The sequence below is a fragment of the Blautia sp. Marseille-P3087 genome (assembly GCF_900120195.1).
In the GTDB taxonomy this organism is placed as follows: Bacteria; Bacillota; Clostridia; order Lachnospirales; family Lachnospiraceae; genus Blautia_A.
On the sequence record NZ_LT635539.1, the window covers coordinates 1,884,464 to 1,904,256 of the forward strand.

Annotated in this window: 18 protein-coding genes; 3 read left to right on the forward strand and 15 right to left on the reverse strand. The window is 39.9% G+C overall.

Annotated features, from left to right (window positions below; genetic code table 11):
- Positions 1-7 precede the first annotated feature (7 nt).
- The 5 genes from BQ7344_RS08975 to BQ7344_RS08995 all read right to left on the reverse strand — a co-directional run bounded on the left by BQ7344_RS08975 (position 8) and on the right by BQ7344_RS08995 (position 5,064).
- Positions 8-658 carry a potassium channel family protein gene (locus BQ7344_RS08975; protein WP_072522310.1) on the reverse strand — a complete coding sequence of 217 codons (651 nt, stop codon included), beginning with the start codon at positions 656-658 and terminating at the stop codon, positions 8-10.
- Between the two features lie 12 nt (positions 659-670).
- Positions 671-2,008 (reverse strand): TrkH family potassium uptake protein, encoded by a 1,338-nt coding sequence (locus BQ7344_RS08980; RefSeq protein ID WP_072522311.1) that lies wholly within the window; start codon positions 2,006-2,008, stop codon positions 671-673.
- A gap of 263 nt (positions 2,009-2,271) precedes the next feature.
- The gene (locus BQ7344_RS08985) at positions 2,272-3,282 is read right to left on the reverse strand and encodes a hypothetical protein (RefSeq protein WP_072522312.1); all 1,011 of its coding nucleotides are present in this window, start codon (positions 3,280-3,282) and stop codon (positions 2,272-2,274) included.
- A gap of 40 nt (positions 3,283-3,322) precedes the next feature.
- Entirely contained in the window at positions 3,323-4,729 is a 1,407-nt protein-coding gene (locus tag BQ7344_RS08990) for a hypothetical protein (protein ID WP_072522313.1), read from the reverse strand.
- Positions 4,696-5,064 (reverse strand): helix-turn-helix domain-containing protein, encoded by a 369-nt coding sequence (locus BQ7344_RS08995; RefSeq protein WP_143143550.1) that lies wholly within the window; start codon positions 5,062-5,064, stop codon positions 4,696-4,698. The genes BQ7344_RS08990 and BQ7344_RS08995 overlap by 34 nt, the downstream gene beginning before the upstream one ends.
- 174 nt (positions 5,065-5,238) lie before the next feature.
- Between BQ7344_RS08995 and BQ7344_RS09000 the strand changes: the two genes are divergently transcribed.
- Complete coding sequence (locus BQ7344_RS09000; RefSeq protein WP_072522315.1) at positions 5,239-6,048, forward strand: hypothetical protein; 810 nt, start codon at positions 5,239-5,241, stop codon at positions 6,046-6,048.
- Between the two features lie 57 nt (positions 6,049-6,105).
- Here the strand turns inward: BQ7344_RS09000 and rhaD are convergent, their stop codons facing one another.
- The 10 genes from rhaD to BQ7344_RS09050 all read right to left on the reverse strand — a co-directional run bounded on the left by rhaD (position 6,106) and on the right by BQ7344_RS09050 (position 18,124).
- The gene (gene rhaD / locus BQ7344_RS09005) at positions 6,106-6,936 is read right to left on the reverse strand and encodes a rhamnulose-1-phosphate aldolase (RefSeq protein WP_015541647.1); all 831 of its coding nucleotides are present in this window, start codon (positions 6,934-6,936) and stop codon (positions 6,106-6,108) included.
- A gap of 153 nt (positions 6,937-7,089) precedes the next feature.
- On the reverse strand, positions 7,090-8,550 hold the full coding sequence (locus BQ7344_RS09010; RefSeq protein ID WP_072522316.1) for an ATP-binding cassette domain-containing protein: 1,461 nt from the start codon (positions 8,548-8,550) through the stop codon (positions 7,090-7,092).
- A complete protein-coding gene (locus tag BQ7344_RS09015) occupies positions 8,525-9,580 on the reverse strand; it encodes a sensor histidine kinase (protein ID WP_072522317.1) in 1,056 nt (351 codons plus the stop codon). Before BQ7344_RS09015 ends, BQ7344_RS09010 begins: the two co-directional genes overlap by 26 nt.
- Positions 9,573-11,183 carry a response regulator transcription factor gene (locus tag BQ7344_RS09020; protein ID WP_072522318.1) on the reverse strand — a complete coding sequence of 537 codons (1,611 nt, stop codon included), beginning with the start codon at positions 11,181-11,183 and terminating at the stop codon, positions 9,573-9,575. The genes BQ7344_RS09015 and BQ7344_RS09020 overlap by 8 nt, the downstream gene beginning before the upstream one ends.
- Positions 11,184-11,389: 206 nt before the next feature.
- Positions 11,390-12,370, reverse strand: a complete 981-nt coding sequence (locus tag BQ7344_RS09025; protein ID WP_072522319.1) for an ABC transporter permease — start codon at positions 12,368-12,370, stop codon at positions 11,390-11,392.
- 38 nt (positions 12,371-12,408) lie between these two features.
- Positions 12,409-13,896, reverse strand: a complete 1,488-nt coding sequence (locus BQ7344_RS09030; protein WP_072522320.1) for a sugar ABC transporter ATP-binding protein — start codon at positions 13,894-13,896, stop codon at positions 12,409-12,411.
- A gap of 94 nt (positions 13,897-13,990) precedes the next feature.
- Entirely contained in the window at positions 13,991-15,067 is a 1,077-nt protein-coding gene (locus BQ7344_RS09035; RefSeq protein WP_072522321.1) for a sugar ABC transporter substrate-binding protein, read from the reverse strand.
- 17 nt (positions 15,068-15,084) lie between these two features.
- Complete coding sequence (locus BQ7344_RS09040) at positions 15,085-15,972, reverse strand: D-psicose 3-epimerase (RefSeq protein ID WP_072522322.1); 888 nt, start codon at positions 15,970-15,972, stop codon at positions 15,085-15,087.
- 21 nt (positions 15,973-15,993) lie between these two features.
- Positions 15,994-17,058, reverse strand: coding sequence for an alcohol dehydrogenase catalytic domain-containing protein (locus tag BQ7344_RS09045; protein ID WP_072522323.1), 1,065 nt, complete (start codon positions 17,056-17,058; stop codon positions 15,994-15,996).
- Positions 17,059-17,077: 19 nt separating this feature from the next.
- Positions 17,078-18,124, reverse strand: a complete 1,047-nt coding sequence (locus tag BQ7344_RS09050; RefSeq protein WP_072522324.1) for an NAD(P)-dependent alcohol dehydrogenase — start codon at positions 18,122-18,124, stop codon at positions 17,078-17,080.
- Positions 18,125-18,317: 193 nt separating this feature from the next.
- On the opposite strand from BQ7344_RS09050, the gene BQ7344_RS09055 reads away from it, so the two are divergent.
- Both BQ7344_RS09055 and BQ7344_RS09060 read left to right on the forward strand, forming a co-directional pair.
- A complete protein-coding gene (locus BQ7344_RS09055) occupies positions 18,318-18,869 on the forward strand; it encodes a prolyl-tRNA synthetase associated domain-containing protein (protein ID WP_072522325.1) in 552 nt (183 codons plus the stop codon).
- Positions 18,866-19,720: a YitT family protein gene (locus tag BQ7344_RS09060; RefSeq protein WP_072522326.1), complete on the forward strand. Its 855-nt coding sequence runs from the start codon at positions 18,866-18,868 to the stop codon at positions 19,718-19,720. The genes BQ7344_RS09055 and BQ7344_RS09060 overlap by 4 nt, the downstream gene beginning before the upstream one ends.
- Positions 19,721-19,793 lie beyond the last annotated feature (73 nt).

Consider the following 19,793-nt stretch of genomic DNA (forward strand, 5'->3'; position numbering starts at 1 on the left):
ACTATCTTCAGATATGAAAACATTTTTGAATTGTTTTATAATCACCCAGTACCAGAAGTGTACTCCCATCGTTCAGAACTGTATCAGCCGATATTGCCACACCGATTTCGCCGCCTTCATTTTTGACTGCCAGAATATTTATATTATGTTTCTTTCTTATGTCAAGTTCACCTATAGTTTTTCCAATCCACTCATACGGTATTTCTACTTCGAAGATTGCATGAGATGCATCGACTTCCATATAATCAAGGATATGATCATCCGCATAACGAATGGATGCCCATTTTGCCACCTGTTTTTCAGGATAAACCACCTTATCTGCACCATTTCGCAAAAGGAATTTTTCATGGACATCCCGTTCCGCTCTGGAAATTACCAGTCTGGCTCCCAGTTCCTTTAGTAAAGAAGTCGTCTCAAGCGAATTCTGAAAACTACCTCCAATCGTCACAAAACAGATATCATAATTTCCGATTCCCAGAGATTTCAGAAATTCAGCATCTGTGCTGTCTCCAATCTGAGCATTGGTAACAAACGGAAGAACTTTCTCTACTCTTTCCTCATTCAGATCTACCGCCATAATCTCATGTCCCATCTGATTAAGCTGCATTGCAATGTGTTTTCCAAATCTTCCAAGTCCAATAATTAAAATATTCTTCATAAAAAAGCTCCTTTAACCCACTGTGATTTTTTCCATTGGCATTCTTGCATTATTATTATTTTTTCCTGAAAATACTGCATAGATCAGTGTCAGTCCACCCACGCGCCCCAGGTACATAAGTACAATCAATATCAGTCGTGATATTATATGTAGATCGGGCGTAACACCCAGAGTCAGTCCTACCGTTCCTATAGCTGAAGCTGCCTCATAAAAACAGGTTAGCACAGGTAAGCCTTCATAAGCACTGATTATGATCCCGCCTCCAAAGAACAGCATCAGGTACAGCATAGCAATTGTTGCCGCATTTTTTATCACCTGAACATCAAATCTTCTTCCAAAAGCACCTGCATCTTCACGGCTTCTGAATGTAGCAAATGCATTCAGGATCAGTACTGCAAAAGTTGTTGTCTTCATACCTCCCGCTGTGGAACTTGGTGATCCTCCGATCAGCATCAGCAATATCATAACCGACTTTCCTGCTTCTGTCATCAACGGGAGATCTGCAGTATTAAACCCGGCTGTTCTCGTTGTAACTGACTGAAATATTGAATACAGCAGACGTTTTTTAAACAGAAACTCTCCAAAATCATTGGCAAAAAATAAAATTGCCGGCAATATAATAAGAAGAACAGTTGTTATCAGAATCACCTTGCTCTGCATACGATAACGTCTGAAATTTAATTTATTTTTATAAAAGTCTTCCCAGGTAAGAAATCCGATACCTCCGATTATAATCAGAAGCATGATCACCATATTCAGCCATATATTATCGCCATATCCTGAAAGAGATACAAACCTGTGCCCTTCTGTTCCCAGTATGTCAAACCCGGCATTGCAAAATGCAGATACTGAATGAAATACGGACATCCAGATTCCCCTCCGCCCAAAATCATGGCAAAATACCGGGAGAAGTAAAATTGCTCCAATCGCCTCAACCAAAAAAGTTCCTCTCAGTATGAATTTTGTCAACCGGACAATTCCGCCTACCTGCGGTGCCGATATTGCGCTCTGCATAGTGCTGCGCTGCATAAGAGATATTTTTCTTCCGGAAAGCATAAATGCAGCGACAGCAACTGTCACTACCCCCAGCCCACCTGTCTGTATAAGTATAAGAATAACTGTCTGACCAAATCCGGACCAGTAGCTGCCTGTGTCCTGTACAACAAGTCCCGTCACACAAACTGCAGAAGTTGAAGTAAAAAGTGCTTCGTCAAATGGAGTTACGATTCCATCTGCAGACGAGACCGGAAGCATCAGAAGAAGCGTTCCCAAAAGAATCACTCCTGCAAACCCTAATATGATCATCTGAAATGACGTCAGATGTTTTTTTCTGTGAAAATTCTCCTGCATAAATGTATGGCTCCTTTTTTAATATTTTGCACATGCAGATTTTAATCTTTTTATTCCAGTCTTATTATATATATAACTCCTCAAAGATTGTATAAAATTATCGGAATCAATATTAAGATTTTATAAAGAAAATAAATAGACGACACTGTGAAACGACAAAACTGATCTGTACCGAAAAGGAGAAGTCTGAAAGATATTTTCAAACTTCTCCCTTTATAATTATGTCTTAAAAGATTATATCAATAAAGAAAACAACATCACAACTATTCTTCCGGCAGCCACCTTACGGAACGCAGGACGGTCTCGACAACCTGATCGTTCCCTCTGTTTTCACCTGCAAAGATCACCATGTCAATCTGTGTCGCATCTTTCCGGTCAATAAACACGATTCCGTAAAGGCTGTCTGTCGAGCAGAAAACACATGGAATTCCATTGATCTCTGCTTCTTTTTCCAGTTTGAATCCCTGCTCGTTGATCTGTTCTTTCAACACATCCATCATTGTCATGTTATTATCGGCAAGCTCCTGCTCAATCTCTTTCCTCGTCTCTTCATTGTCAGGCTCCGTTGCCATCGCCATACAGATATAGGCTTTGTCTTCAGATACAGAAATATATTTCACACCACCTGCAATGTCTTCTTCGTCCGGCTGGCAGGCATCCCATTCTGTCGGAAGATACAGTTCAAACAAATCTTCTATCTTTGTCCATATACCATCGTATCCGGCTTTCGTTTCATCAAAAGAACTTACTTCATCTGTCGGCTCCGCATGACGCATGCATACATGATCTTTTACATAATCAATTTCCGAGAAAAGCTGCTGATATTCCTCGCTGATGCTTTCATCTTCCATATATCCCTGCACATCTGTCGGAAATGTCAGGAAATAATTCATCACAGACTCCTCGCCGAATCCTACATAATAATAGGACGGCAGCTCTGTGAAATCACTGTTTACGGAATAAGATAAGGAAAAAAGTTTCCCGCCAACTGTCCCATAATTTTCCTGCCATTTTTCTTTGCTCGCCTTATGATAAAAAGTAACACTGGTGTCCTGTGCCTGCACCGCAACCTTTCCCTGCCAGTCTGCCGGGAGTGTAACGGCAACCTCTTCAAAATAGTAAACCTGCGAGCCGTCATCCATTGTATCATTTACAAAAGTCAGCAGATTCTGCGTATCGACCGCCCCAAAAGCTGTCGTCGAAGTCAGGGAAACAGTCATCAGAACCATTCCCATACCAGCTGCTGCCAGTGTTTTTTTCCAGTTCTTTTTCATTATTTCTTCCTCCTTTTCATCCCACATTATAAATCATGCCTTATTCGATCTCGTCATCACGAATCGGTAATACCATATTTTCCAGTGCATATCGAAGTTTTGGATGATGAATTACAAAGTGGATCGCCGGAGCCCGGTTCTTCGATATCATGCACCATTTTCCCTCAAAACAAGTGATCTGGATATTGTGAAAACCTTTTATCTTTGTCAGATTGAACTGATAGTTTTCGTTTGCTTTCGCATAGTCCCGGCCTGCCTTTATACATGCCAGATACTCTTCATAGGTCAGGTGGATATCTTTTTCCAGAAAACACTCTACAATCGGAAGCACCGGCGGATATTTTTCATACTCCGCTTCAGAAAGCACTGATACTTCATCCTCTACTACACTGTGCTTCAAAGTCGTCACCAGACATGTTACAGATCTTTTATAGCATTCCAAAATCACAGTTTTTTCATTCAGCACAACATGATTGCGTTCCAAAATATCTTCCAGCAGTTTTTCCGGCAGAACGCCCAGATCCGGAACCGCCAGTACACGCCTCCGCCGGCCTTCTTTCCCGGCATTTTCAATCAGAGCAGCATACAGTTCTTTTTTGCGCTCTTCCCTGTAAATATCCATCAGTGGATGTGCTTTTTTCAAAAGAAATTCCATATTTTTCTGACTGATCGATACTTCCTCTTTGCAACTGGTCAGATAATAATGTGCCAGATCATGATGCCCGCTGATACAGTCGCCTGTCATCGCCACCTGCCCGGAACAATAATGCAGATGAGAATAGACACGATTCTGTACACCTTTCAGATAATATGGTGAAATCTGCCCGGTCATATAAAGTGGCACCCAGTTTTCCAGACCGAGCATCATATCTTTCATAGGACGTTCCACATCGTGGATGATATGGATATGCAAACCCTTTTTAAGAACCATCGCAAGACCGAACATGTATTTTTTTGCAAAATCCTTGTCTGCAGCCATATCTTCTACCGGCATGTCACTGCATATGTACAAGGGCTTCATTGATTTTGAAAGCACGGTATGCTTCAGAAAATCCAGTTCCCCCTCGCGCATTTCTTTCAATCCATAATAATGTCTCGAAACAGGAAGCTGAAACGGTACTTTCGGCACCTTGAAACTGTCAAAATGAATGGCACGTATATAATCATCCAGATTAAAAGAATCCACTTTACGCAGAAAACCAGATACATAATCAACGTCTTCCGGTTTTGAAGAACTCAGCCACTCCCTCAGTTTTTTCCTGTATAGAGAACTGTCTGTAATTTCGTCTTCATTGCATTGAATAAGATATGTCACCTTTTTCCGATCCTGCTCATCCTTATAATTAGATGCAACATACTCGCAGATTTTTTCGATAAACTGCTGATGATGTGCCGGATTGCGCTTGCCCGTCCTTATCTTTGACAGGTAGGACGGATCATAATGCAAAATGCCGCAATTCTGGAAATATTGATATCCAGTTCTCTCAGCAGAATGTCGAGTTTCTGACTGTTAAATACCGGTTCGTCCCGGTTATCCTCCAGACTTTCACGCAGTGTCTGCAAAACTTTGTCCGCCTTAAAATCCCGGATGCCTTTTTCTGCTGCAGTCTTGATGATTCCATCGGACAATTTCTTTAAATATTCACTGTCAGCTGAAGGTGCACGCTCACCTTTGCGGTACCGGCTGATAACCGTTTCGGATATTTTGCTGTTACGCGCCAGTTCTTTTCCATTACAGCGGATCTGTATGATATAGTTATTCAGACATTCCTGAAAATTCATCTTCTCCATCCCCTTCCGAATCATTCCCATATTTCCTGCTTACAGTATAAAGGATTTTCGGCAAATACTCAAAAAATTACCACCTTTGTCTATGACAGATATGGCAATACTTTTGAGCATCAACAGAAACTTTGTTATACTGATTTTACCAATACTCAGAAGGAGGATACAACAATGAAAAAGTTTAAGAAAACATTAGTAAGTCTTGTTATGGTACTTCTGTTAGCAGTCACAATTGTCCCTTCAACGAATGTAACAGTTCAGGCCGCTTCCGTCGGAAAAGTGACAGGATTAAAAGCAGTCTACACCAAAGGCCAAACACGACTTACATGGAAAAGAGCATCCAGAGCCAGAGCATATGAAATCTATCGCTCAACTAACGGTCAGAAATATCAGAAGGTAAAAACTGTCAGAGGACTTTCCTGGCAGGATACAAAGAAAGGAGAGCTCTGGTACAAAGTACGTGCTGTCAATGGGCGACAGAGAGGTCGTTTCAGCAATGTCGCATCCATTTATACGATCGGGGGCCGCATTTCATTGCGAAAAACAGGGAATTCTTTTCTGAGCGCCGGAACCAGCATATTTGCTCTGGAAATCTGGAATTATGCATCGAAAAAGCCAGCTTTCATAGGATGCAGCAATAACGACAGAAAAATGACTGATTTTCCGATATACGTTTATAATAAGAAAAAGCGCAGATATGAAAAATCATTAACAAATGAACCTTACTATCATGGAGCACTTTCATCTTCCGCAGGAGAAACAGATCTGAAAACCAGTATTCTGCACAGGGGAAAAGGGAATTATATTGTTTATGTTGCCGGTCTTGGAATGATTTATCCATATGTAAATGCTTACGATAACGGTAATATTTATACGTATTATATCTATACATATTTTAAAATCGGATCAAGAACATATCGTTTCCGAGTAAGTTCTAATTCGTCATATTACAAAGATTATCATGTACAGCGTATAAGATAGATTTTGACTGAAATTAAGGAGAAGTCCGAAAAGACTTCTCCTTTTGCTATTGTTTTATTATTCTTTTTCATACAGAAATTCTTCCGGCAGACTTACCTTGAAGTCTTTTGCCAGTGCACGGAAATTATCCGGCTGGATCGTCTGCAGTTTGTGCGGTGTCATAGAGAGGATCTTTACAAGGATCTCTGCTGATTTCTCAACAGTATGAAGCAGGCCAAATGTCAGGTCAAAATCCTCTCCGGAACAGAACATTCCATGGTGGGCCCAGATTACAACATCATATTTTTTCATAAGTTCCGCTGTCTTTACAGCAATTTCTCTTCCGCCCGGAACCATCCAGCCGACAACTCCGACACCGTCCGGAAATACGACCGGACATTCGGTTGCAGATTCCCAGAGTTCTCTGGTAAACACTTTGTCATCCAGTGGGAGCACAAATGTCAGTGCAATCGTATTTGTGGTATGTGCATGGTAAATAACACGATGCTTTCCATTGGTAAGTTTTTTCTTTACTTCATGATTCATCAGATGTGTCGGAAGCTCACTTGTCGGTCTTCCTCCCTCTACCAGCCCCCAACGGATACGGTAATTGCAGCCAGTCTCATCCAGTTCGATAATTGCAAGACATACTTCCGGGTCAACAATGATATTTCTGAAATATTTACCACTTCCTGTCACAAGGAAAAATTCGCCCGCCAGTCCCGGTACTTCAGTTCCGATCGGTGTCCATTCTCCCGGTGCGTTCAGACGCGGACGGATCATTTCGACTTCCTCTGCCTTCAGACGATAGCTTAAGTTACCACCGTTTCTCTCATGCCATCCCTGCAGATAACCGTCATTCGCCATTTTGATAAAACCCTGTACAAATTTTGACTCTAAGATCCTCATAATAAAATTCCTCCGATTTCGTCCATAAATGGGCAGTTTTGTTGTGTTGTGGTTTTATGTTGTTTATTCTCTTGATTTATGTTGTTTCTCTTTGTTTTTATTTGCATTATATATGGTTTCTTGTGGTTTGTAAAGACCTTTTTGAAAAAAACTTCAAAAAACCACATCCGTATCACTCTGCATATAAATCGAATATATTTTTTTATGATGGATTTCTATGATTACATCTGCCAGATGTGTTTCTCTCATATACGTTGAGGACAATATTAATAATGTAATATTATTTTTCCTCAACTGAAAAATTAAATCTGTAATGAATGCGCGTGACTGATAATCACTCTCAACAAACGGACTACATATAACCGCCAGCTTTGGGTGTATAAATATCACATGCTGATAGAGTAAGTGATATTTTTCTTCTTTAGAAAGTTCTGCGAGATACTTGCAGGCTACTACATTGCCCAGTTCCTTTTTTGCCTCTGTAAATAACAGTTTCTGTATATTTTTTCTTACAAATTTCTGTCCACTCTTTTTTTCAATACCCTGGGTCAGATTTTCCATATAACTAAGGTCCATGTACGGCATCGTCCTGTATGCATTGGCAAGAATAAAGGAGATACCATACGGGTAAATTTCTTTCCTGGGATATCGTTCCAGAAGTACTCCATTAAATCGCACCTCGCCGAGGTATGTAGCTCCTTTGCGTTGCAGAAGAGCCATAATATTATCCTGTACCTTGCGATTTGCCAGCAGAACAATACACTGACCTTCATATAGTTTGAACGAAATGTCCTTTATATCTTCCGTGTATACATTTCTAAATTCCAAAACAGAATTTTTCATATTTATCTGATGAGTGGTGTGTGCTCTTTCCAGACCGTTCATATCTGCTGCTATACATCTCCAAAGTTCCTGTTCATCCGGATGTTTTTCTCTCGTCAGATATTTTATATTCGTTCCGTCTCTCATTAATATTGTAAAATCTGCAAATCCTATAATTTCACTGTAATCATTTCCGATCATCAGAAACGTCACTCCCTTTTTACGGAATTTCTGAATAATCCCACGTACCTTTTTATATTCACGTTCCGTAAGAAAGTTTGACAGACCAACCATAACAATCATAGCAGCTTCCGCTGTAACAGCACGCAAAATCTCAATAATACACCTGTCAGCGTTTGAAATATTTTCACAGTTTTTGCTCTCCGGAAGATCTATATTTAATTCTGACTTTATCCATAAAAACCGGCTTCGTTCCTTTTTGCTGGAAATTACAAGTCCATGTCTTTCTCTTCTTGGCGTGACAAATATATTATCAATCGTCGATAATCCCTTAAACAGACGATTATTGTAGTCTATAATGGAAATGTTATTAGGCGCAGACTCACAATAATCCTGATTATGAACCAACTTTCCTCTTACATAGATTTTCCCGGTGATATTATCTCTCGTATTTGTTTGTAACAAATTCAGCAAAACCTCAATTCCGGTATCATTTACCGCAACCATTCCAGCCATTTGCCCCTCATATATTGAAAAGCTCAGATTTTTAACATCTGATTGTAATGCATTATAACTTGTCACATTTTCAAAGCGTACCAGTTCCTTTTCCACTTTGACCTCCCACATCTTCTTTATCAATGCGTAGTTTTTTCTCCAGATCATCAGGTGTCAGCACTACCGGAAGTTTTATATGTACGTCTGTCCCAATACCATAAATACTGTTCAACCAGATGCCATACTCTTCTCCAAACAACAGCTTAATTCTTTGGTTTACATTCCGTATCGCAATTCCACCACTCTTTTCGGATTTTTCATATCCATAATTCTCACTGTCAGTCCACAAACGATTATTAATCTCAGATAATTCTGTATCTTTGATTCCAATTCCATCATCACTGATCATAATATCCAGATTTTGCTTTGTATAACTAATTGAAATCGTCACCTGACCAGCACCTAACTTCTGTTCGATTCCATGATAAATCGCATTTTCCACAACTGGCTGCATAATCAGTTTCGGTATATAAAGTCTCAGAATATTTTTGTCCTCTTCATCATACGTTATCTGAATTCCGATTTTATTTCCGAATCGATAGTGTTGGATCGTAAAATAGTTCTGGATATTTTCCAGCTCATCCTCTATCTGCACCAGATAATCCAAATTAGAAATCGTATAGCGGAAAAAGGTTGCAAGCGCTTCTGCCATTGTACCGGCATTCACTGCTCCGTTCATAATAGCTTCACTTCGAATCGTTTCCAGAGTATTATACAGGAAATGCGGATTGATCTGATTCTGCAGTGCCAGAATCTGTGCTTCTCTTTTAGATGCAAGAAATAAATTTCTGTTTTCGTCTTTGTTATTGATCATAAACTCATAGAGCTTTCCTTCTTCCGGCGAATGAAACATATATAATTTTCGAAGATATTTATTCTCATGATTCAACAAAAAATTCTTTATATACACGTCCTGTTTATTCAGCAACATTAAAACAACACTGAGAATTACGATTTCCGCTAATAATACTGCCAAAATCAGCACCGACACCTGCAAAGTAAAACAAAGAGCCAGCAAAACAACATTTATCATAATCAATACTGCAAAAATATAATTCGTGTATATTACTTTTTTCTTATTATCCATAAATCTTCCTATACTGGCTTGGCTTTACTTCTGTATATTTTTTGAAGTTCTTTGTAAAACTCTTAACATCAGAATACCCTACGGCCGCTGCTATACTTTCTATGGTTTCTCTCGTATTTTTGAGAAGTTCTTTTGATTTTTCAATACGTGATTCCATGACATAATCACTGAACGTAATTCCACATTCCTGTTTGAATCGAACACTGAAATGCGCGCTGCTGTAACCTACATATTCGCTGACTTCCTGTATTGTCAGATTTCCCGCCAGATTATTTCGAATATATTCTTTCGCATCGCGAATAGGCTTCGATCCACTTAGTGCACGTTTATGTCGGTACTCACTTAAGGACTGTTCCAGCGTCCCACTGAGTAATTCCTGAATTTCTCCTAATGAAATACAATTTTCGATGGATTTCATAAAATCTTTCAGAAGATTATCATCCTCATCCAGTGTATAGTTATTTTTTTGCATGGAAAGCAGATATGAATTCACCAATGCTTTTGCAGACTGCTCGATCTGATATCCATTGATTTCTTTGTCTTTGCTTAATGCTGTTCCACACTCCTGAATAATATCGCTGATTCTTTTATCGTCCAGATTTTCTACCACATTCTCCAATTCCCTGACTGTATGCAAAAAATAGTCTTTGTAGTCCTGAACAACTATTTTTTCTTTTCCTTCAATAATCCTGTCTGTCCCCACCAGAATACGGTCTTTTATCGCAAGATATGCTGTTTCGTACGATTTTCCCACTTCTGCCAGACAATTTACGCGCTTTCCCAGTCCAATTGTAAGATGCAGTTTCTTGAACACATCTTTCTGAAGAAGCATCTGATTTAAAAGGCGATGAAGCTGTGATTCTATTTCTGCATATTCATTTTCATAATTAAACAAAAAGATATATGTTCCATTATCAAGCATTGTTCCCTGCATTTCCTGCATAACAGGTGCAAAAGCAAATGACAGACTCTGTTGGATTTTTTCATACAGAAAACTGCTTTCTGTCTTTTCTTCAAAATTCAAACCATCCGCTTTTACGATCACAATTGTAAAAAAGCCGGGAATAAATTCGTATTTATACTGCTCATTTAATGTATTCATATCTTTTGTTAAAACATCGAATCCCTTCCCATGTGCAATTTCCATAATCAGTTGTTCTCTGTACAATCGTCGATTCTGCTGTTCCAGTGTCCATGCTTTTTTCACCTGACTGTACATCTGATTATTTTTGTCAATGCGGCTTTTTATACGCAATAAAGCTTTTGTCAGTTCTTCCGCCTTTACCGGTTTTAAGAGATAATCACTCACTCCATAATGGATAGCATTCTGTGCATAGTCAAACTGACTGTATCCACTGATAATAATGAACTGGATGTCAGAATTGTACTCTTTACCAATTCTGATCACATCTACACCATTGTACCCGGGCATACGTATATCGGTTATGACAATATCCGGCATTTCATTTTTTATTATTTTAATAGTTTCTCTGCCGTCATGTGCTACGGCAATTACCGACATCCCCAGAGATTCCCAGTCTATAAGTCTGAAAATCAGCTCACATATCCTTAACTCATCATCTGCAATCAGTACTTTTATCATTTGTACGTTTCCCCTCTCCTGCATAAACTATGACTTTCTCCATTTGGTTGCTTACAATGACATTTTTACTTTTTGTTCATAACAATCCCCTTTATTTTACATGTTTTCGCTCAATTTGCAAACAACAAAATCCGGATTGCATATACCAACCCGGATTTTGGAAAAAGTTTTTCATACAATACACCTGAATATCAATTGTCAGAAAATCAATTGAGAACTTTAACTTTTTTCTTAAGTTTAATATACTGAAGACTGTCAATAACAACTGCCAGGATAAGAACCAGACCTTTGATCATCTTCTGCATAAAAGGATTGAATCCCAGAAGTGACATACCATTACTAAGAACACCGATAATAAGGATACCACAGAACGCTTTAATTACACTTCCTTTTCCACCGTTCAGACTTACACCACCAAGAACGCATCCGGTAAGAACGTCCATCTCATAACCTTCACCTGCACTCGGCTGTCCACTTCCAATTCGGCCAAGCATTACAATTCCGGCAATACCAACCAGGAATCCACACATAGTATACGCCATAATTCGGAATTTATCGGAACTGATACCTGAAAGATCTGCTGTTTCTTCGTTACTTCCTACTGCATATAAGCTGCGTCCGATATACATTTTAGAAACAAAGAACTGTCCAAGGATTACAATCACAACCATCAAAAGTGCAGATACAGGAATGACTTTAAACAAATATGTCTGTCCAATCCATGTCAGTGATGCAGGAATGCCATAAACCGGTTTTCCCTCACAGATAGAATATGTAAATCCATAGAGGAAAATCTGCATTCCAAGTGTCATGATAAGCGGTGGAACTTTAATTTTTGCAATGATCACACCATCGATAAATCCCAATGCAGTAGCAACCAGTACTGCAAGAATTAATGCAATCGCTACACTGAAGCCCCTCTCTGTTACAAACTTACTGATCAGTACTACAACCAGAGAAATAACAGAACCCATGGAAAGCTCGATGCCACCGCCTCCGGAAACAAGTACCAGGGTCATACCAACGGAAAGTATTGCCATGATCGCTACCTGTTTGGAAATGTTAATAATGTTGGCACCCGTCAGAAATGTAGGTGTTGCAAAAGAAAAAATTGCAACCATTACCAGTAAGATTAAAAGAACTCCATATTCATCATAAAACTTTTTAAATGTTAATTTTTGTTTCATAAGCTAAAACCCCCTGTGATCTATATAGTTAGCTGAAATTATAAGCCGGAAGAATACTGCATAACTATTTCCTGACTAAATTCACCTTTAGAAATTTCACCTGCACTGACACCCTCATGCAGAATAAGTATTCGATCAGACATTCCGAGAAGTTCCTCCATCTCTGAGGAAACAATAACAATTGCAATTCCCGCCTCTGCCAGCTCAGCAAGTAATTTATAAATTTCCTGTTTTGCACCTACATCGACACCTCGTGTAGGTTCATCCATAAAAATTACTTTACAGTCTGCTGCAAGCCATTTTGCAAGAACAATTTTTTGCTGATTACCTCCGCTTAGTGTACTTGCTTTTGTATCTATACTCGGTGCTTTGATTCTCAGATTTTCCCATTCTTTTGTCGCAATTTTTCGTTCTTTTATCTTATTGATAACTCCCAAATTTGAAATTCTCTTCAATATTGGTAATGAAGTATTGTAACATATGCTGTAATCCAGAAGCAATCCCTGTCGTTTTCTATCCTCGGTTACAAATCCGATTCCCAGTTTTACCGCATCTTCCGGACGATTAATCTTAACTTTCTTTCCTTCCAGATAGATTTCTCCTGCATAACGAAGATCTGCTCCATAAATTGCTCTGAGAAGTTCTGTTCTTCCAGCTCCTACCAAACCTCCGATTCCAAGGATTTCACCTGCTCTTACTTTAAAAGAGATATTCTGTACTTTTTCAGAATAAATGTTTTTTGCTTCAAATATAACATCTCCAACCTTTCCTGATTTTTCAGGATATTCATAGGAAAGTTCACGGCCTACCATCGCTTTGATAAGTTTAGGTGTATCAAAATCTTCGATAGGTCCTGTCGTGATCAGTTTACCATCTCGCAATACTGTAATTCTGTCTCCAATCTTAAAAAGTTCCGGCAATCTATGAGAAATATAGATGATAACATATCCCTTTTTTTTCAGCTTCATAACAATATCGAGAAGTTTATCTACTTCGTCTTCGGTAAGAGGAGCTGTCGGTTCATCCAGAATCAGTACTTTAATATCTTTTGCCAGTGCTTTCCCTATTTCTACAAACTGCATATATGAAACCGTCAGATATTTTACAATTTCTCCGGTATCGATTTCTATATTCATTTTTTTAAAAACTTCATCTGCCCGTTTTTTCAGCTTTTTCAGATTAAATAATTTTGAGTCTGCATGCTGCTCGCCCAAATACATATTTTCTGCTACTGTAAGATCTTCCGCCAGATTAAATTCCTGATAAACAACTTCTATTCCCAGATCTTTTGATAATTTGGGGGTCATTGCGTTGTATTCTTTTCCTTCAAAACTGATAACACCAGAATCCGGCTGGTCGGCTCCGGATATCATCTTAATAAAAGTCGATTTACCCGCGCCATTTTCTCCTACAAGACAATGCACTTCGCCTTCCATAAAATCTATTGAAACATTATCCAGAGCCTGTACTCCCGGATATTGTTTGGAAATATTTCTTAATGATAAAACAACTTTCTTATCAGCCATAAGCGTTCTCCATATCTATCCAGTAAAGTGATTCTCCGACCATACGAAGTATGTGTCGGAGAATCCTGTTCATTAATCAAGTCAACAATTTTTATTACTTAACATATAATGTCGGATGGGAAATCCAATCTTCTTCTGCATTTTCGGAAGTAACAGAAACCATAGGAAGAATAACACTATCTGTTTCAACACCGTCAAGCTGTTTTACACATGCAAGCAGTGCCATTGCGCCACCATCGTAAACATCAAGACCAACATCTCCTCTGAGGATAGATCCCTCAGCAACCATGTCAATTGCATCGTTTACACCATCATTACCAAACATACCAAAGTTTTCATCTTTCAGATCTTTGCCTGCTGCCTGCCATGCCTGTGCATATCCAAGAAGACATGTATCATTTGTAGCTAATACACCTTTCAGATTCGGGAATGCCTGTGTCCATGCTTCACATGCTTTTACACCATCTTCTGTTACAAGGCCTTCCTGTTCGTCAACAAGTTTGATTCGTGGATCTTTTTCTGCAATTGCAGCTTCAATACCTGCAAGTCTTGCCTGCTGATATTCGAATTCATGATGCCACAGAACACCAAATTCCAGATCGCCTGTTTCATCCGGGAACTGTTCTAATGTCCATTCTGCTGCCATGGTACCTACGCGATATCCAATCTGATAGTTGTCGCAGAGGAAGGATAATGGATAGAGACATGCCTCTCCTGTTGAAGGATCAATGATATTATCATCATATGCGCAGATAACAATGCCTTTTTCGATAGCTTCATTTACAACTGTTGCAAAAGCCTGTTTATCAAATGCATGAATAATAATGGCATCATAGCCCTGTGCGATCATGTTTTCTACATTGGCAACCTGTGCTGCAACGTCATTATTTGCTACCATACAGGTATACTCAACGCCGATTTTTTCTGCTTCATCAGCCATACCTTCTGACATGGTGTTCCAAACAGCTACGTCCATACTCTCAAGGGCAAAACCAACTTTGTATTTTTCTTTTGCTGTGTACTCATCTTCCAGTACAGATACATCATCGGTTCCCTTCACTTCTGCCGGAACTGCGTCAGAATAGTCTGTTACATCCGCGTACACGGTTCCTGCCATAGCACCTAATGCCATCATCCCTGCCATGAATCCTGCCATCACTTTTTTCTTCATTATTTGTCCTCCTTTTTTTATGCCAAACCGTATTTGGCTAATTTTTCTTTTTCGTACTGAAGCAGATATGCTGCTTCTTTATCACGATATTCCGGTGACATATCTGGTTCCAGATCTCTCCACAGAGCAACTGCATTTCCTACTTCTCCGCCAGTAGCAATAAATGGTTCAGACACGATTCTACCTGTATAGTGAATATCACCAAGTGCTTTAAAGATTTCATCAAAATCAATGTGACCTCTGCCCGGGCATCTGCGGTTGTTATCTCCTGTGTGGAAGTTAACAAGTTTATCTCCTGCAAGATGAATAGCTTCACTGAAGCTGCTTTCTTCGATATTCATATGATATGTGTCCAGAAGGATTCCAATGTTCGGAGAATTAACTGCATTTACATAATCCAACGCTTCCTGTGCTGTATTGATAAGACATCCTTCAAAACGGTTTACCGCTTCTACGCAATATGTAATGTCGTTATCAGCAGCAACTTTTACGAGCTCTCTCATGGATTTCAGTGAATTTTCAAGAAGAGGTTTCTTGCCTTCTACCGGATCTACATCTGTACAGCCCCATCCCTGATAACTTACACCGGAGATTACTTTGCCGCCCATATATCCTACTCGCTCAACAATATTTTTCAGATATTCTACACCACGAAGTCTTGTAGCTTCATCTCTGCTTGAGATATCATAATATGGATCCAGACCAAGGCTGTATGTAAGTTCAATCCCCAGATCTGCTGCTGCTTTTTTCATTTCATCCATGTGCTCATTTGTCATCTCGAGTAACGGCTGTGCCTGAAATTCCAGGATATCAAAACCGATATCTTTTACTTTTTTCATATATTTGATATGGTCAACATCCCAACTGTTTTCCCAAAAGTTTATAAAAATCCCCAATTTATTCATTTTTGCCACTCCTTTTATCTTTTACGGAATCAATGCCACCTTAAACGCTGCCGGGTCCTTCTCTGCAACTTCAAATGCTTTTTCCCAGTCGGTGAGTGCAAATCTGTGTGACAGTATTCCATTTGTTTTCATCGTTCCATTTACCATGCCTTTGATTACTGCATTATAGCAATGTCCGGACAGATGTGAACCAACTACATCCATGTGCTTTGTATCGCCAATTACGTTCCAGTCTGCGGTAACATCTTTCGCAAAGACACCAAACTGCACATATCTTCCCATATTTCGTACCAGATTCAATCCCTGCGGTACACTCGCCGGACTTCCTGATGCTTCAATATATACGTCGCATCCATATCCGTCTGTTAAGGAATTAATAATTTCCTGAACATTTTCTTTTGCAGGATTAATGACCAGATCAGCTCCAAATTCTTTCGCTTTGTCCAGTCTTTCCTGTCTGAGATCGAGTCCGATTACCATTTTAGGAGAATGTGTCTGTGCTGCACAGATCATTGCCAGCCCAATGGTTCCAAGTCCGCTGATAACAACGATATCTTCATATCCGATGTTCCCACGTTCCACTGCATGCATGCCACAGGCATATGGCTCAACCAGCGTTGCCTGATCATCTGTCAGTTCATCCGGAAGTTTATGAATCACACTGTTTTTAGGAAGCTTCATATATTCTGCAAAGCCGCCTTCTGCCTCATGCTTAAATCCGAAAATTCGATGTGGCTGACACATCCAGTAATTTCCCTGTCTGCAGAACTTGCACTCTCCACATGGTAAAATCTGTTCTGCAAGGATTCTGTCGCCGATTTCTACCTTCGTTACGTTTTTGCCTTTCTCTGCAACTACACCGTGGAATTCATGACCGCCAATGCAAGGAGCTTCAATGTATGCTGTTTCAGGGCTGATTCCCCATACTCGCTGTCCGCCATGATATGTTTTGACATCCCCGGAGCAGACACCGCATCCTTTTACACGAATGAGAATATCATCATCTCCGATTTCCGGAATTGCTACTTCATCAATCCTGAAATCATAAGGTGCGTACATTCTCAGCGCCTTCATAGTTCCTTTCATTTCACGCCTCCTTATATATTTAATCCATTTTAATTACTGATTTCACTATATTGGCTTTGTCTGCAATACTCCTATTCATTGCTTCTTCTACATTGTCAAACTCAAATACATCTGTTACGATTCCTTTAAGATTGATAAGACCACTTGCGACAGCCTTGATTGCCATTGGATAAATATGACGATATCTGAAAACTGATTTTATGGTGATTTCTTTGTCACAAATCAGTCCCATATTCAGATTCATGTATCCTGATCCGCTATATGCTACCTGCACCAGTGTACCGGCGCGTACCAGCATTTCCAGCCCCTGATTTGCACACAGCTCCACTCCGGAAGCCTCTACAACAATGTCTACTCCTCTGCCTTCTGTCAGTTTCTGGATTTCCTCTACCGGATTTTTTTCCTTACTGTTGATTACTCCGGTTGCACCGAGTTCCATTGCTTTATCAAGTCGTTTATCCATAATGTCTGTTACGTACACCTGAGTAACTCCGAATGCTTTTAATGACATCATCGCGCACAGTCCAATGCATCCTGCACCTGTAACAACAGCTGTTTTTCCAAGAGAGGCACCTGCCTGATTTGCTGCATGCATACCAACTGCCAGAGGCTCGATCAGTGCACCTTCCATTGTGCTCACATTTTCCGGAAGTTTAAAACACAGATCTGCTTCATGAGCTACATATTCCTGAAATACTCCATCAACCGGAGGTGTTGCAAAGAACTGTACATCCGGACATAAGTTATATTTTCCGCTTCTGCAGAATTCACAATGTCCACATGTCTTTCCAGGTTCCAGAGCTACACGGTCGCCTATCTTAAGATGTTTAACATCCCTTCCTGTTTCTACAACTACACCACCTGATTCATGGCCCAGTACAAATGGTGGTTTTACGATATATCCTCCGATTCTTCCATTTTCATAATAATGCATATCGGATCCGCAAATTCCTACGCAGTCAATTTTTACAAGGACTTCATTATCTGCCGGAGCAGGTATTGGTCGTTCTTCCCACCCCATTTTCATTTTGTCCAACATGACCGCAACCTTCATATTTTCTTTCACTGTCGCGTCCCCTTTCTTTATTTGTTGATTAAATTCTATCAATGACGGGCTTTTTAAACAAGGTGGGGACAATTTGAAAAAGGGGGGCGTTGATTCGATTTTCATATTTCGACAATCATATATATAAAGGGTTTACACATCACTTAAATACCGTTACAATGAAATACGTAAAAATAAAAAGGAGAACCACGAAATGGAATTACAGAATGGAAGACCGGAAAATGTAAATGACCGTCTGGACAAGGAGATTCGTGTCTATGACTTTTTAGATAAACTCAGCGTTACTTACCAGCGTGTTGACCACGAAGCCGCCATGACCATGGAAGCCTGTGAAGAAATTGACCGCACACTCGGTGATGATACCGCTATCTGCAAGAACCTGTTTCTGTGCAACCGTCAGGAAACAAACTTTTATCTGCTCCTGATGCCGGGCGACAAACCCTTTAAGACAAAGGATCTTTCCGCTCAGATCGGCTCGGCACGTTTATCCTTTGCAAAACCGGAATATATGGAAAAATATCTCGACATCACCCCGGGCTCTGTCAGCGTCCTTGGCCTGATGAACGACCGCGAAAAGAAAGTTCAGCTTCTGATCGATGAAGATGTTCTGAAGGATCCTTATTTCGGATGTCATCCATGTATCAATACATCCAGTCTGAAATTTACTACAAAGGATTTTACAGACAAGATCATTCCGGCACTTGAACATGAACCGATCATTGTAAATCTGGAGAATTATCGATGAAAAAAGAATTGAATTTTGCAAAATTGCTTTTAGAAACGCTCATTTTGACCGGTGCTGTGGCAATCATTGCTGCTGCCGTTTATTTTTTCCTCGTACCGAGCCATGCTTCTGTCAGCAGTATTTCCGGTCTTGGAATTGTTCTTTCCAACTTCATCCCACTGCCCCTCTCTGCGATTACCATGATCCTGAATGTTGTTCTTCTGATTATTGGTTTTATCACATGTGGGAAAGAATTTGGAGTAAAGACCGTTTACACAAGTATCATACTTCCTGTCTTTCTCGGAATTTTTGAAAAAGTTTTTCCGAATTTTACTTCCATGACCGACAGTCAGGAACTGGACGTGCTGTGCTATGTCCTTGTTGTCAGCATTGGTCTGAGTATTCTTTTTAACAGAAATGCCTCATCCGGCGGGCTGGACATTGTAGCAAAGATCATGAACAAATATCTGCATATGGAGCTGGGCAAGGCGATGTCACTCTCCGGTATGTGTGTCGCACTGTCCGCTGCACTTGTTTATGACAAAAAGACCGTCGTACTGAGTATTCTTGGTACATATTTTAACGGAATTGTGCTTGACCATTTTATTTTTGACCACAACATCAAACGCCGCGTCTGCATCATTACAAAAAAAGAAGAAGAACTGCGAAATTTCATTATTCACGATCTGCACAGCGGAGCCACCGTTTATGAAGCATACGGTGCTTACAATATGCAGAAACGAAATGAGATCATTACGATCGTAGACAAAACCGAATATCAGAAGCTGATGAATTATATCAATCATGAAGACCCACAGGCATTCATCACTGTGTACAATGTATCTGATATGAGATATCAGCCTAAAGTATAAATCAGCGTAGGCGCCACCGGCGCCTCCTCGACAGGAAATGTAAAACTCCGCCAGAACAGGTAGTTACGTACCC